This is a genomic window from Neotabrizicola paludis (genome assembly GCF_044142105.1).
Classification (GTDB): domain Bacteria; phylum Pseudomonadota; class Alphaproteobacteria; order Rhodobacterales; family Rhodobacteraceae; genus Pseudogemmobacter.
In genome coordinates this window covers 137,548-151,846 of sequence record NZ_JBGTYM010000004.1, presented here as the reverse complement: position 1 = coordinate 151,846, position 14,299 = coordinate 137,548, and the positions used below count along the sequence as shown (strand labels likewise).

Genomic DNA, 14,299 nt, shown 5'->3' with positions numbered 1-14,299 from the left:
GCGCCCGCTAGGGTGGCGGCGCAAGGGCTTCGGAGGGGGCATGTTCGCAATCGTCACGGCCGGAACCTCGGCCATCGGGCAAAGTCTGGTCCTCGCGCTGGCCGGGGCAGGGCATGATGTCGCCTTCACCCATCTGGGCAGCGCAGAACAGGCTGGCGCATTGTGCGACAGGGTCGCCGCGCTGGGCCGCCGCGCCCGCGCCTGGGAGGCGGATGCGGGCGATGAGGCGCAGGTCGCGTCCTTTCATGCCGAAGCCGCCGATTGGGCGGGCGAGGCGCCGGATGCGCTGGTGAACAATGCCGGGATCCAGACCTGGGCGCCGCTTCTTGACCTGCGGGTCGAGCAATGGGATGCGGTGATGCGCACCAATCTGCGCGGCTCTTTCCTGAACACCCAGGCCGCGGCGCGCAGCATGATCGCGGCGGGCAAGCGCGGCGCGATCGTCAATCTCGGCTCGGGCTGCAACAAGCAGGCGTTCCCCCGCCTGGTGGATTACACCGCTTCGAAGGGCGGGATCGAGCAATTCACCAAGGTCTCGGCCATCGAACTGGGGCCCCATGGCATTCGCGTCAATTGCCTGGCCCCCGGTGCCATCGCGACCGACCGCACCGCCGCCGAAGCCGGGGATTACGCCGCAACCTGGGCCCGCGTTACCCCGCTGCGCCGCGTGGGCCAGCCCGGCGATCTGGCCGGGCCGCTCTTGTTCCTGATCTCCGAAGCCGCCGCCTTTGTCACCGGACAGACGCTCTGGGTCGATGGCGGCGCCTTTTCCCAGGCCAATTGGCCCTATGAGGTGACCCCGTGACCCGCACGCTCCTTTGCTTTGGCGACAGCAACACCCATGGCACCAGGCCGATGGAGACCCTGGCGGGCAATGGCCGCTTTGCCCGCAAAGACCGCTGGACCGACCAGCTTGCCCAGGCCCTGCCGGGCTGGGAGGTGATTGCCGAGGGCCATCCTGGCCGCACCGTGGTGCATGACGACCCGGTCGAGGGTGCGCACAGGAACGGGATGCGGGTGCTTCTTGCGATATTGGAAAGCCACAAGCCCGTCGACCTCGTGCTCTTGATGTTGGGCACCAATGACCTGAAGGAACGCTTCAGCGTCAACGCGATGGACATCGCGCTGTCGTTGGAAAACATGGTCCGGCTGATCCTGCGCAGCGAGTGCGGCCCCGAGGGCGCCGCGCCGCAGGTCCTGCTGGTCGCTCCGCCGCCGATCACCGAGACCGGCTGCCTGGCCGAAATCTTCGCCGGCGGGGCCGCCAAGTCGCAGGGCCTTGCCCCGCGCATTGCCGCCGCCGCCGAGCGGCAGGGCGTGGCCTTTCTGAATGCCGGGCAGCATGTGCAGGTCTCGCCTCTTGATGGCATCCATTACGAGGCCGAGGCGATGCCGGTGCTGGCCCGCACCTTTGAAGCCGCGATCCGCGAGATGTTCCCCGCGGGTTGACCTGGCTTAGGAGCATCCTAACCACGGCTGCGTCACTTGATGCTTTTGCCAAAGATGAATCCGGGCGACACCCTTTGCGTGACGTGACTGCCCGAGGAAGCGCCCTTGCCGCTGCGCCGTTGCCCCAGCCCCCAGCCCTTCGCGAGGCCACCGATGACCAGCCATGACCCCGCCCTGACCCCGATCGAGGAATTGCGTGCCAACGTGGCGGCGCCCTTCGAACGCGCCCGCGCCATGCCGAAGTCCGTCTATGTCTCGGAAGAGTTCGCCCGCGCCGAGCAGGAGCATATCTTCGCGAAGGAATGGCTCTGTGCGGGGCGCGCCGACGCGCTGGCCAATCCGGGCGATTACATGACGATGGAGATCTCGGGTGAACCGGTGATCATCCTGCGCGACCGCGAGGGCCAATTGCGCGGCCTGTCCAACGTCTGCCGCCACCGGATGAGCACGCTTCTGGAAGGGCGGGGCAATACGCGCTCGATCGTCTGCCCCTATCACGCCTGGACCTACAACCTTGACGGCACATTGCGGGGCGCGCCCGCGATGACGCTGAACGAGGGCTTCTGCAAGGACCAGGTCGCATTGCCGAAGGTGCGGGTCGCCGACTGGCTGGGCTGGATCATGGTCACGCTCAACCCCGAAGCGCCCGATCCGGCCGAGGTTCTGAAGGATGTCGAGAACCTTGTCGGCTATCTCGACATGGCCAGCTATCGGGAACATTTCCGCCAGGAATTCCGCTGGAACACCAACTGGAAGGTTCTGGCCGAGAATTTCATGGAAAGCTACCATCTGCCGGTCTGCCATTCCGGCACCATCGGCGGCACGGTCGACCTGCTGAAAATGACCTGCCCCGAGGGTTTTCCGGCCTTCAACTATCACTGGATCGTCAAGAACGACTCGCTGCCGCTGGCCCTGGCCCATCCGTCGAACACGACACTGACGGGCGACCAGCGCCGGATCACCTGGCTTCTCTCGATCTATCCCTCGCTGATGATCACGCTGACGCCGGGCTATTTCTGGTATCTCAGCCTGACGCCGGACGGGCCGGACCATGTGAATGTGCTGTTCGGTGGCGGGATGAGCGAGGAATGGTGCGCCGACCCCGAGGCCGAGGCGCATCTTGCTGCCGTGCGGGCGTTGCTTGACGATGTCAATGTCGAGGACAAGGGATGCGTCGAACGGGTGTTCCGCGGGCTCAAGGCCGGACTCTCGGCGCCCGGCGCCCTGTCGCATCTGGAACGGCCGAATTTCGAATTCGCAAGCTGGATCGCGGCCCGTGTGCCATAAATCGTAGAGAAATATTGACGATTCCAGTCTCAGGCAGGCGCAAGAGCATGTCAGAAGGTCTGACAGTTCGCCGCAGGGGGGATGTCCGCAATCCGCCCGGCCTGACCCGGGCCTTCGTGAAAGCACCCGCCATGTCCGCCGCCTTGATCGTCCCTTTGTCCGGCTCCCGAAGCCCGGCGATCCGCGCCCGCGATGCTGCGCCGCGGTTGCGCGATCAATTCATCTCGGCCATGTCGCGGATGGCGGCCCGCCTTGCCGCCGTTGACTGCCGCGCCGCCAGTGCCACGCAGCTTGGAACCCATCATGTTCTGACCGGGGCGGTTGAGACGATCCAGCTTTCCCCTGTGGCGCAGAGGTTTACCTTCTTCGCCCAGAATCATTTCGCAACCGACGCCTGAAGAAATCGGGCTGAAAGGACCACAATGGCGCACTATCGCCACCGCAAGTTCAACACCAAGGACACCTATCCCGAGCAGCGGCTCGACAATGACCTCGCCCAGGCGGTGGTGGCCAAGGGCGGGACCACGATCTTCCTGCGCGGCCAATGCCCGCAGGATCTCGACACGGCCAAGAACATCGACAGTCATGATCCGGTCGAGCAGACCCACAAGGTCATGCAGAATATCCGCCAGCTGGTCGAGGAATGCGGCGGCAAGATGGAACATGTGACCAAGCTGGTGGTTTATCTGACCGATGTGCGCCATCGCGAGGCGGTCTATCGCACCATGGGCGAATATATCCGTGGCGTGCACCCGGTCTGCACCGGCCTGACCGTGGTCGCGCTGGCGCGGCCCGACTGGCTGGTCGAGATCGACGCCACCGCTGTCATCCCCGACTGAGTTTCCCGGACCCGCCCCGGGGTGTGAAACCCCCCGGGGCCAGACGCAAGAGACCAAGTATGACCTTCTCTCTTCTCGCCCGCTGCGCCCGGACCGGACGATTCGGCATGGTGATTTCCTCCTCCTCGCCTGCGGTTGCCGCCCGTTGCGCCCATGCCCGCGCCGGAGTGGGCGTGGCGGCGAGCCAGAATATCACCGATCCCGCTCTGGGGCCGCGCCTTCTGGATCTGATCGAACGGGGGGCATCGGCGCCCGAGGCCATGGCTCAGGTCGTGGCCGAGGCTCCTTTCGTCGACTATCGCCAGCTTCTCTGCGTGGATCGCGAGGGGCGCGTTGCCAGCCATTCCGGCGGCAAGACCCTGGGCATCTGGGCGCTGGCCGAGGGCGAGGGCGTGATCGCGGGCGGCAATCTGCTGGCTGGAACCGGGGTGCCGAAGGCCATGGTGGCCGGCTTCAACGCCGCGAGGGGCGACTTCGGCGACCGTCTGATGGCGGGGCTGAAGGCCGGTGCGGCGGCGGGCGGCGAGGCGGGGCCGGTCCATTCGGCGGGCCTCTTGATCGTCGATGGCGAAAGCTGGCCCGTGGCGTCGCTGCGCTGCGACTGGGACGAGGCGGCGCAGCCGATCGAGATCCTTGCCCGCGCCTGGGAGGTCTATGCCCCGCAGATGGCGGCCTATGTCCAGCGCGCCAGGGACCCGCGCGAGGCGCCGTCCTATGGCGTTCCCGGAGATGAATAGCGTTTGACCTTGGCGGAGCGGCGACTAGCTTGGCCGCCATGCCTCTGCGTTTCACCCTTCGTCAGCTTGAATACCTGGTCGCCGTGGGCGAGACCGGCTCAATCGCCGCCGCCGCCGACCGGGTCAATGTCTCGTCGCCCTCGATCTCGGCCGCCATATCCCAGCTTGAACAGGAATTCGGCCTGCCCCTGTTCGTGCGCCGTCATGCCCAGGGCCTGTCGCCGACGCAGGGCGGCCGCCAATTCGTGGCCGAAGCGCGCGCCGTGCTGGCCGCGGCGGGGCGGCTCAATGATCTGGCCAATGCGATCACCGGGCAGGTGCGCGGCCCGCTGAATCTCGCCTGCTTGCAGACCTTTGCCCAGGTTGTGCTGCCGGGGTTGCGGCGGTCCTTCACCGCCCGCCACCCGGAGGTGGATTTCCATCAGTTCGAGCGCCATCAGGCCGAGATCTTCGACGGGTTGCGCCAGGCGCATTTCGACTGCGCGCTGACCTATGATCTTGATATCCCGCCGGATCTTGAATTCCAGCCGCTCTTGACCCTGCCACCCTATGCGCTTTTGCCCAAAGGTCACGCGCTGGTGGACCGGGCGGAGGTGACGGCCCGGGATCTGGCCCCGCATCCGATGGTGCTGCTCGATCTGCCCTTCTCGACCGACTACTTCCTGCAAGTCTTCCGTCCGCATGGGCTTCGGCCCCATGTCGTCGAGCGCACGCGGGACATTGGCGTGATGCGGGCGATGGTGGCGAATGGATTTGGCTATTCGATCGCAAATATCCGCCCCGCGCCCGAGATCGCGCCCGATGGTCAGCCGCTGGTGATGGTGCCCATCGCGGGTGTGCCGCCGCTGACGCTGGGTCTGGTCTTGGCCGAAGGCGGGCGCGGCGCGCTGGTGATCCGGGCGTTTCTGGACCATTGCCGCGAGACGCTGGCGGCGGGGGTCGCGCCGTGAGCACCGCCCTGATCGTGGCGCATGGTCAACCTTCAGCGCCCGGCCCGGCAGCAGCGGCTTTGGAAGACCTTGCGGCAAGGGTGGCGGCGCATCTGCCGCATTGGGATGTGGGCGCGGCCACTTTGGCCGAACCCGATGCCCTGGCGCAGGCGGCAAGGAGGCGTGCGCCGGGTCTGATCTATCCGCTTTTCATGGCAGGCGGCTGGTTCACGCGCAGCGCGATTCCGGCCCGGCTGGCCGAGGCGGGCATTGCGGGCTGGCAGGTGATGGAACCCTTCGGCTGTGACCCGGCGGCGCATGGCTTGGCGCTGGACATCGTCGCGGAACAGGGCGGGGGCGAGGTGCTGCTGGCCGCGCATGGCAGTTTCAAGTCGGCCATCCCCGCCGCGATCGCAAGGGCGCTGGCGCGACGGATCGGCCTTGCCACCCGCCGCAGGGCGGAAGCGGCCTTCATCGACCAGATGCCCCGGCTGGCGCAGGTGCAGGGCTGGGACGCGGCGGCGCTTTGCCTGCCCTTCTTCGCCATGGCGGGCGCCCATGTCGAAGAAGACCTTCCAGCCGCGCTGGCCGAGGCCGGCTTTGCGGGCCGTATCCTGCCGCCCCTGGGGCATGACCCGCGCGTTCCCGCGCTGATCGCCGAAGCCCTGCGTCAACCGCGGCCGCTCTGCGCCTCTTGCCGCTTCGCGCCTGATTGAACCATGGACAGTGAACCCCGAAATTGGTAAAAGAACCTAACCAATATCGGGGAATTCCAGCCATGCCCGTCATCACCTGCATCGAAGATCTCAAGCGGCTGCATCAGAAGCGCACGCCCAAGATGTTCTGGGATTATTGTGAATCGGGCAGCTATACCGAGCAGACCTTCCGCGAAAATACCTCGGATTTTGCCAAGATCCGGCTGCGTCAGCGCGTCGCGCGCGATCTGTCGGACCGCGATGTCTCGGGTCAGATGCTGAGCCAGAAGGTCACGATCCCGGTGGCGCTGGCGCCGGTCGGGTCTACCGGCATGCAGCATCCCGACGGCGAGATCCATGCCGCACGCGCGGCGGCCAAGTTCGGGGTGCCCTTCACGCTGTCGACCATGTCGATCTGTTCAATCGAGGACGTGTCCGAACATTCCCCCGATCCGTTCTGGTTCCAGCTTTACGTGATGCGGGACGAGGATTTCGTCGATGCGATCATCGAACGCGCCAAGCGGGCGAAATGTTCGGCGCTGGTGCTGACGCTGGACCTTCAGGTGCTGGGTCAGCGCCACAAGGACCTCAAGAACGGGCTGACCAGCCCCCCCAAGCCGACGATCCCGAATATCCTGAACATCGCCACCAAGCCGCGCTGGGCCTGGAACATGGCCAGGACGCCGCGCCGCCAGTTCCGCAACATCGTGGGTCATGTGAAGGGCGTCACCGACCTGGCCGACCTGACCGCCTGGACGAATGAGCAGTTCGACCTGAAGCTGGACTGGAAGAAGGTTGCCCGCATCCGCGACCAATGGGGTGGCAAGCTGGTGATGAAGGGCATTCTCGACGCCGAGGATGCGCAGATGGCGGTGGACAATGGCGCCGATGCGATCGTGGTGTCGAACCATGGCGGTCGGCAGCTTGACGGTGCGCTGTCCTCGATCCGCGCCTTGCCTTCGATCGCCCGCGCCGTGGCGGGCAAGACCGAGATCTGGCTCGATTCGGGCATCCGCTCGGGCCAGGACGTCCTGAAGGCGCTGGCGCTGGGCGCGACCGGCACGATGATCGGGCGGGCCTATATCCACGGGCTGGGCGCGATGGGAGAGGCGGGCGTGACCAAGGCGCTGGAGGTGATCCGCAAGGAGATGGACATCACCATGGCGCTGTGCGGCGAGCGGAACATCCGTGATTTCGGTCGCCATGATGTGCTGGTGCCACAGGATTTCGAGGGCAGCTGGGCCTGAGCGGCGGGCGCGGGATGGCGCGCAGCCGGGACTATCCTGGCCGTGACCGCCCTCCTCAGGGCGTCCCGGCCGTCACCAACAGGGGCGAGATGACTTCTGCTGGGTCGATCGGGCCGGAGGCCTGAGCAGGATCGCGTGAGGGCCGCGCGATGGCCACATCGGCCCGGCGATGGTCATCGGGCGGAACATACCATCCGGCCCGTTCCGCCTTGCCCAGCCAGGGCTGGCTTGACGGCGGATGAATGAAGGTCTTCACGTCCTGGTGTTCGCCAAACCATTGGGCAGGCGAACACGCCTCATACAAGCGCGTGCAACTTGATATCGGGATAGTGTGCGGCAGCGGGGTGGGATCGGTGAAATGCACCTTTTCGGCGGGAACCCCGACGACCCCCGCGGCCAAGGGTCCCGCTCCGGTCGCACCCAGCACGATGACGCGCGAGATCTGGTCCAGCTTTCCGGTGAAGACCCAGATCGTTGGATAGTAGGATGTCAGGACAATGTAATTGCGGGCCGTGTCGCCCGCGATATCCACCTGGACAAGAAAGGGACGCGCGTCCTCGTCGCCCAGGCGCAGATCGGCCTGTTCCGCAGGATGGCCTTCCACGATGGTCACCACTTCATCCGCATCGGGCAGGGGGATCGTGCAGGCGGGGTAGTGGTGTTCCTCGGCGAAGGGGCCAGGGCAGGCTTGCGCAAGGCCGGGCGGCAGGATCACCGCAAACGTCAGGGCCATCGCTAGAACAGGGGTCGGACGGGCGGAAATGCACATGATCTGAAGCCCCATTCTTGGTGCGTCGGAAGCTGGCCGAAGCCTCCCCAAATATCAAGCGTCCGCCAGACCTGCGCCTTTCATCTCTTGCTTTTTGATCAAATTATGCGGCATAGAGAGGGCCTTGCAGGAGGTCCCCGCATGTCTGACCCGTCTGACGATCCAAGCCTGATCGCCGGTATCCCGCGCGACCGTCTTGCCGCCTTCGCCGCGCGCGAGGCGAAACGCTTTTCGAAAAGCCGGCCCAAGGCGGCCAAGGCGCTGGCGAAGGGGGCAGGGGCGTTCCTTTCGGGCGTGCCGATGCATTGGATGGCCGATTGGCCGATGCCGCATCTGCCCTTGATCGACAAGGCAGAAGGCGCGGTGATCACCGATATCGACGGCAATCAGATCGATGATTTCTGCCTTGGCGATACGGGCAGCATGTTCGGCCATTCTCCGCCCCCTGTTGCGCGGGCGATTCGCCATCAGGCGCGGCGCGGGCTGACCTATATGCTGCCGACCGAAACCGCCTTGCAGGCAGGTGCGCTGCTGACCGCGCGCTTCGGTGATTTCTGCTGGCAGATCGCCACCACGGCCACGGATGCCAACCGTTTCGCCCTGCGCGTGGCGCGTGCGGTGACAGGGCGGCCCAAGGTGCTGGTCTTCAACGGTTGCTACCATGGCACGATCGACGAGGCGATGGTCACGCTGGATGCGGCGGGCAAGACCATCACCCGGCCCGGTCTTCTGGGCCAGTTCGCCGATCTGTCCCTTTCGGCGATATGCTGTGAATTCAATGATTTGACCGGGGTCGAGGCCGCATTGGCAACCGGAGAGGTCGCCGCCGTCCTGACCGAACCGGTGATGACCAATTCCTGCATGGTCCTGCCCGATCCGGGCTTCCATGACGGGTTGCGCGCTTTGACACGCCAATATGGCGCGCTGTTGATGATCGACGAGACCCACACGATCTCCTCTGGTCTGGGCGGCTATACGCGGGTGCATGGCTTGCAGCCCGACATGTTCATCGTCGGCAAATGCGTGGCGGGCGGGATGCCCACCGCCATCTGGGGCGTTACGGAGGCCGTCGCGCAGCGATACGAGGAGGCCAATGGCAAGCGCGCCTCGGGCCATTCGGGCATGGGCACCACGCTTTCCGCCAATCCGATGCAATTCGCCTGTCTGGCCGCCACCTTGTCGGAAGTGATGACCGCGCAATCCTATGCCCATATGGAGCGCGGGGCCGAGCGTCTGTCGGCCGGTCTGGCCGAAAGCATCGCCCGCCATGGCGCGCCCTGGCATGTGGTGCGGGTGGGCGCGCGGGTCGAATTCATCTGCGCCCCGGGCCCGCTGAAGAACGGCGCCGAGGCGGCGCTTGCGCATCAGCCCGCGGTCGAGGCGGCGCTGCATATGGGCTTGTTGACTCGCGGCTCGCTGATCGCGCCCTTCCACAATATGATGCTGGTCAGCCCGGCGACGCGAAAACGGCAGATCGACCGCCTGATCGCCCATTTTGACGCAATACTGACCGAACTTTTCGCGAAAGCCTGACATGACGCCCCCTGCCAACGACCCCACCACCAGCCCTTCGGGTTCCACCATCGCCGAGGCCGAGGCTTTTCTCGACGCCCATCCCGAGATCGAGGCCTTTGACATTGTCCTGCACGATTCCAATGGTATCGGCCGTGGCAAGATCATCCGGCGGCATGAGTTAAAGTCGTTTTACAAATCCGGGCGGCATCTGCCGATCTCGATCCTGGGCCTCGATATCTGCGGCGAGGATGTGCATGAGACCGGGCTGATCTGGGATCAGGGCGATGGCGACCTGCGGGCCTGGCCGATTCCGGGCAGCCTTGTGGCGCTGCACAACACCACCCCGCCGCGCGGCGAGGTGCTGATGGCGATGTACACGCTGGACGGCGAGCCGATGACCTCGGACCCGCGCCATGCGCTGCAACGCCAGGTCGATGCGCTGGCGGCGGAAGGGCTGTATCCGGCGGGGGCTTTCGAGCTGGAGTTTTTCCTGCTCGACAACGCCCGCGGCGCGGATGGCAAGATGCAGCCCGCGCGCGATGTGCTGGACGGGCGCAAGTCCTGGAAAACCGAGGTTTATTCGGTCGATCACCTGCATGGTATGCTGCCCCTGTTCAACGATATCTATGCCGGGGCAAAACTGGCGGGGATCACCGCCGAGACGATGATTTCGGAATACGCGCCGGGGCAATATGAGCTGACGCTGCATTACCGGACCGATGTGATGCAGGCCGCGGATGACCTGATGCGGCTGAAGCGGATCGTCCGGGCGCAGGCGCGCGCCCATGGCGTGACCGCCTGTTTCATGGCCAAGCCGAACGAGAATTACGCCGGATCGGGCATGCATTTCCATGTCTCGATGCTGGATAAAGGCGGCAGGAACGTCTTCGTCGAAGAACAGGAAGGCGTGTGGAATCAGCGGCTTCTGCACGCGCTGGGCGGGCTGAAGGCGACGATGGCGGAATCGATGCTGGTCTTCGCGCCGCATGCGAATTCCTGGCGGCGCTTCGCGGCGCAGAGCTATGCGCCTGTGTCGTTGAGCTGGGGGGTGAACAACCGCTCGGTCGCCCTGCGCATTCCGGCGGGGGATATCAGGGCGCGGCGGATCGAGCACCGGCCAGCGGGGGTGGATGCGAACCCCTATCTGGTGGCGAGCACGGTGCTGGCGGGCATCCGCAAGGGGCTGCGCGAGGGCATCGACCCCGGGCCGGAAACCACCGGCAATGCCTATGAGGATGGCGGCGATGGTGCGATCCCGAGCGACTGGAAATCGGCGATCGTGGCGGCCAAGGCCTCGGAATTCCTGAAGGATGCGCTGGGCGAAGACATGCACCGCACCTTTACCGCGATCAAGGCGGCGGAATATGCGCGCGTCATGCGGACCGTGTCCGAAGTGGATTTCGACCTGTATCTGCACACGGTCTAGGGCGGCGGCAAGCCCACCTTGCCGAAATCCTACCTCTGCGGCGCGGGTCAAGGCCCGCGCCGCCGCATTTCGTCGGCAAGGCGCGGAAAAGGCTGGGAAAACCCTGTCTTCCGAAGGTCTTGCGAACGTCTTCCCAACGTCTTCCATTTTGGCTGCGCCTGCGCGACGGGGGAAGCCGGGGCGAACCCCGACCTACCGGCGCAGCGCGTGGCGCAGGAAGGCGAAGCCGAGCGCCTGTTCGGCGGCCTTTTCATGGCTGCCGCCGCCGCCACCATGGCCGCCCTGATGTTCGTAGTAGAAGGGCCGGTGTCCGGCGGCGTTGAGGACCGCGGCGAAGCGGCGGGAATGCGACGGGTCGACCCGGTCGTCGCGATGCGAGGTGTCGATCAGCGCGGCGGGAAGCGTGCGGGCGGGCACGTTGTGAACCGGCGAATAGGCATGCAGCCAGGCGCGATCCTCGGCCCGGGCGGGGTCGCCATATTCGTCGATCCAGCCGCGCCCAGCGGGAAAATCGGCAAAGCGCAACATGTCCATCACGCCGACCGAGGCCCAGACAGCGCCAAACCGCTCGGGGTAGCGGGTCAACATCACGCCGCAAAGAAGCCCGCCATTCGAGCCGCCATGGCAGGCGATGCGATCCGGCGTGGTGATGCCGCGCCTGACCAGGTCGGCGGCCACGGCGGCGAAATCCTCGAATGCCCTGTGCCGACCGGCGCCCTTGGCCTGCAAGTGCCAGTCGGGGCCAAGTTCGGCCCCGCCACGGATATAGGCCATGACATAGGCGCCGCCGCCTTCGATCCATAGCTTGCCGGTGACGGGATCATACCAGGGGCCAAGGCTGACGCCGAAGCCGCCATAGCCATATTGCAGCACGGGCAGGTCGCCGCGGCCTGTATGGCCGCGCGGCAGGACGATGTGATAGGGCACTTCCTTACCGTCGTCTGAAATGGCTTTCCAGAGATGAACCTCGGCCCCCGTCGCGTCGAACCGCGCGGGCTGGGCATAGAGCGGGCGGAAGGCGATGGCCGCGACGCCCTTTGACAGATCGAAAAGCCAGGTCTGCGGCGGGGTCAGGAAGCCCGAGATCTGCAGGGCGAGCGTGCCGTCGCCCGCATCCGGTTCGGCATCGAAGAAGCCGAAGGACAGGGTCTGGCCCGGAACGGGAGGGGCGATTTCCTGCGGGGCGGCATCGGGGCGCGACAGGTCCAGCGCCATGAGCCGGGGTTCCAGCCAGCGCGTCTCGATCCACAGAAGGTGGCCGGTCGCGAAGCCCACATCGCCCACCGCCGCGCCGGGTTCGGGGCGGAAGAGGATGCGCTGCGGGCCGCCTTCCAGCGGCGCGAGGACGAGGGTTCCGGCGGGATGCGGGCCTTCTTCCTGCGCCACATAGGCCAGATGGCTGTGGCAGAAGCTGGGGGTGCAGTCCGAGGGAGCATCGAGCGGAAGCGGGGGCTTGCCCGGCCGCATCAGGGTGATCGCGGCCTTGCCGATCGCGCGCATGGTGATGCGCGCCTCGATCCAGTCTGCCCCGCCGGCCCTGGTCGTCCAGGCCTGGACCAGAAGATTGCCAGGGTCGGTGCGGTGGTCTTCGGGCGCGGATTCGGGGGATTGGCCGCGCGACAGGCGGCGGATCGTGCCGGGCCAGCCGGATTGCGTGGCATCGCCGTCGCGGGCCGAGGACCAGAGCACCGTATCGCGGCCTGCCCAGGCAAGGCCGCCACGTTCCGGTCCGACGTCGAAGCCGGTTTCGACGAAGGATTTGGAGACAAGATCGAATTCGCGATAGCGCGTCAGGTCGGAGCCTTCCAGCGAGAGACGGATCAGGACGCGGGCGGGATCGAAGGCCGAGGTCACCGCCCCGCGCCAGACCCAGATCTCTCCGGTCTGGGCGCAATGGGCATCGACATCAAAGACCACGTCCCAGGGTGCGTCGGGGCGCGGGACCTGATCCTGCGGCAGACGCAGCCAGAGGCCGCGCGGGTTCTGCGGTGTCTGCCGGAAGGTGTAGACATGGCCCGCCCGGCGCGACAGGCCGCGCAGGCTGTCGGGGGCTTCCAGGATCTCGCGCACCAGGGCTTCGTCTGCGGTGCGGGCAGGGCCGGAGAGGGCGGCGTCGGTGGCGGCATTCTGCGCGGCGACGAAGGATGCGATGGCGGCGGGATCGGTTTCCAGCTCGGCAAAGGGGAAATCGGCGGAGGGGGAATGGGTCATCTGCGGGCCTTTCATGCGCGGCCAGTTAGCGCAGGCGGGGCCGGGGGATGCAAGCGGTCAGGGCAGGGTGGGCGCCCGGGCGACGGCCTCGGCCACAAGCTCCGCGAGCCAGCGCAGACGTTCATTGTCGCGTGCGCGGCGATGCGAGAGGAGGCCGTAGGTGAAGGTAGACAGAGGCAGGGGAAGCTCGAAGGTCCGCAGGCCCGCCGCCTGGGGCGTGGCAGCGAGGCGGCGCGGCACGGCAAGGAGCAGGCCAGCCTGGCGGAGGGCCGCAAGCGCGCCCGCGAAACTGTGGGTGACCATGGCGACCTGGCGTTGCAGCCCGGCGGCGGCGAGTTGGGCGTCGACCGGATTCACCGAAGGGTCGCCCAGCGAGATGGTGATCTGCGGGCTTGCGGCCCAGCGTTCAAGCGTGATGGCGCCTTGCAGCAGCGGGTGGTCGGGAAGGGCCAGGCCGATCAGGGTTTCGCGGTACAGCAGCGTCAGGTCGAAATCGCCCTGCGGCGCGGCATTGGCCCAGAAGCTGAAGAGAAGCGCGCCGCTTTCCAGCGCGCGGGGCGTGTCTTCGGTGATCGGCCGGGTGCGCAGGCGCATTTGCGGCGCGCGCGTCTGCAAGAGCGAGATCACATGGGGCAGGGCGGCGAGGAGCGCATAATCCGAAGCGCCCAGCACCACTTCTCCTCGGTCGGCGGCGGGGTCGAAGCCGGTCGGGCGCAGGGCGGCGCGGGCGGCGGCAAGCGCTTCGGCGACCTGCGGGGCCATGGATTCGGCCCGCGGAGTGGGGATGAGCTTGTTGCCTCGGCGGCGGAACAGCGGGTCGCCGGTGAGGTCGCGCAGGCGGCCCAGCGCATGGCTGACGGCCGGCTGGCTGAGGTTCAGCGCGCGCGCGGCCTGGGTGACCGATCCGCCATGGAGGATGGCTTCGAAGACGGTGAGGAGGTTGAGGTCCGGGCGCGGGTCATTCATTTTATGAATGGTGTGGCAGAACGGAATGAATTGGAAGCTGTATTCAGGGTCTGGCAGGGCAAAGGCTGTGCTTCATAGCGAGTTTCGCCTGAAAGGACTTCCGCGCATGACGACCAATCGTGTGGTTTTGTTGATTGCTGCCGTTCAGGCCGGGATCGTGGGTGTGCTGTATTTCTACCACGGCTGATCAGGCCGCGCGGGCCGGGGAACCGGCCCGCGTGGGGGTTTG

14 protein-coding genes are annotated in these 14,299 nt (G+C 66.4%); 11 read left to right on the top strand and 3 right to left on the bottom strand.

Features of this window, described 5'->3' with window-relative positions:
* Positions 1–40: 40 nt before the first annotated feature.
* From ACED67_RS11155 to ACED67_RS11115, 9 genes are all read left to right on the top strand, one after another.
* Positions 41–805 carry an SDR family NAD(P)-dependent oxidoreductase gene (locus ACED67_RS11155; RefSeq protein ID WP_395541691.1) on the top strand — a complete coding sequence of 255 codons (765 nt, stop codon included), beginning with the start codon at positions 41–43 and terminating at the stop codon, positions 803–805.
* Entirely contained in the window at positions 802–1,449 is a 648-nt protein-coding gene (locus tag ACED67_RS11150) for an SGNH/GDSL hydrolase family protein (protein WP_395541690.1), read from the top strand. Before ACED67_RS11155 ends, ACED67_RS11150 begins: the two co-directional genes overlap by 4 nt.
* 153 nt (positions 1,450–1,602) lie before the next feature.
* Positions 1,603–2,736, top strand: a complete 1,134-nt coding sequence (locus tag ACED67_RS11145; RefSeq protein ID WP_395541689.1) for an aromatic ring-hydroxylating oxygenase subunit alpha — start codon at positions 1,603–1,605, stop codon at positions 2,734–2,736.
* Positions 2,737–2,867: 131 nt separating this feature from the next.
* Positions 2,868–3,134 carry a hypothetical protein gene (locus tag ACED67_RS11140; RefSeq protein WP_395541688.1) on the top strand — a complete coding sequence of 89 codons (267 nt, stop codon included), beginning with the start codon at positions 2,868–2,870 and terminating at the stop codon, positions 3,132–3,134.
* Positions 3,135–3,158: 24 nt separating this feature from the next.
* Entirely contained in the window at positions 3,159–3,575 is a 417-nt protein-coding gene (locus ACED67_RS11135; protein ID WP_395541687.1) for a RidA family protein, read from the top strand.
* A 59-nt stretch (positions 3,576–3,634) separates the two neighbouring features.
* Entirely contained in the window at positions 3,635–4,312 is a 678-nt protein-coding gene (locus tag ACED67_RS11130) for a DUF1028 domain-containing protein (RefSeq protein ID WP_395541686.1), read from the top strand.
* A 38-nt stretch (positions 4,313–4,350) separates the two neighbouring features.
* Entirely contained in the window at positions 4,351–5,262 is a 912-nt protein-coding gene (locus ACED67_RS11125) for a LysR family transcriptional regulator (protein ID WP_395541685.1), read from the top strand.
* Positions 5,259–5,957: a sirohydrochlorin chelatase gene (locus ACED67_RS11120; RefSeq protein WP_395541684.1), complete on the top strand. Its 699-nt coding sequence runs from the start codon at positions 5,259–5,261 to the stop codon at positions 5,955–5,957. The genes ACED67_RS11125 and ACED67_RS11120 overlap by 4 nt, the downstream gene beginning before the upstream one ends.
* Positions 5,958–6,019: 62 nt before the next feature.
* Positions 6,020–7,183 (top strand): alpha-hydroxy acid oxidase, encoded by a 1,164-nt coding sequence (locus ACED67_RS11115; RefSeq protein WP_395541683.1) that lies wholly within the window; start codon positions 6,020–6,022, stop codon positions 7,181–7,183.
* 55 nt (positions 7,184–7,238) lie between these two features.
* Here ACED67_RS11115 and ACED67_RS11110 read toward each other — a convergent pair whose 3' ends face one another.
* On the bottom strand, positions 7,239–7,916 hold the full coding sequence (locus tag ACED67_RS11110; RefSeq protein WP_395541682.1) for a hypothetical protein: 678 nt from the start codon (positions 7,914–7,916) through the stop codon (positions 7,239–7,241).
* Between the two features lie 177 nt (positions 7,917–8,093).
* On the opposite strand from ACED67_RS11110, the gene ACED67_RS11105 reads away from it, so the two are divergent.
* Together ACED67_RS11105 and ACED67_RS11100 are read left to right on the top strand one after the other, a co-directional pair.
* Positions 8,094–9,485, top strand: coding sequence for an aspartate aminotransferase family protein (locus ACED67_RS11105; RefSeq protein ID WP_395541681.1), 1,392 nt, complete (start codon positions 8,094–8,096; stop codon positions 9,483–9,485).
* A 1-nt stretch (position 9,486) separates the two neighbouring features.
* Positions 9,487–10,893: a glutamine synthetase family protein gene (locus ACED67_RS11100; RefSeq protein WP_395541680.1), complete on the top strand. Its 1,407-nt coding sequence runs from the start codon at positions 9,487–9,489 to the stop codon at positions 10,891–10,893.
* A 192-nt stretch (positions 10,894–11,085) separates the two neighbouring features.
* On the opposite strand, the gene ACED67_RS11095 is transcribed toward ACED67_RS11100, so the two are convergent.
* Together ACED67_RS11095 and ACED67_RS11090 are read right to left on the bottom strand one after the other, a co-directional pair.
* Entirely contained in the window at positions 11,086–13,104 is a 2,019-nt protein-coding gene (locus ACED67_RS11095; protein ID WP_395541679.1) for a prolyl oligopeptidase family serine peptidase, read from the bottom strand.
* Between the two features lie 57 nt (positions 13,105–13,161).
* A complete protein-coding gene (locus tag ACED67_RS11090; protein ID WP_395541678.1) occupies positions 13,162–14,070 on the bottom strand; it encodes a LysR family transcriptional regulator in 909 nt (302 codons plus the stop codon).
* Positions 14,071–14,299: the final 229 nt, after the last annotated feature.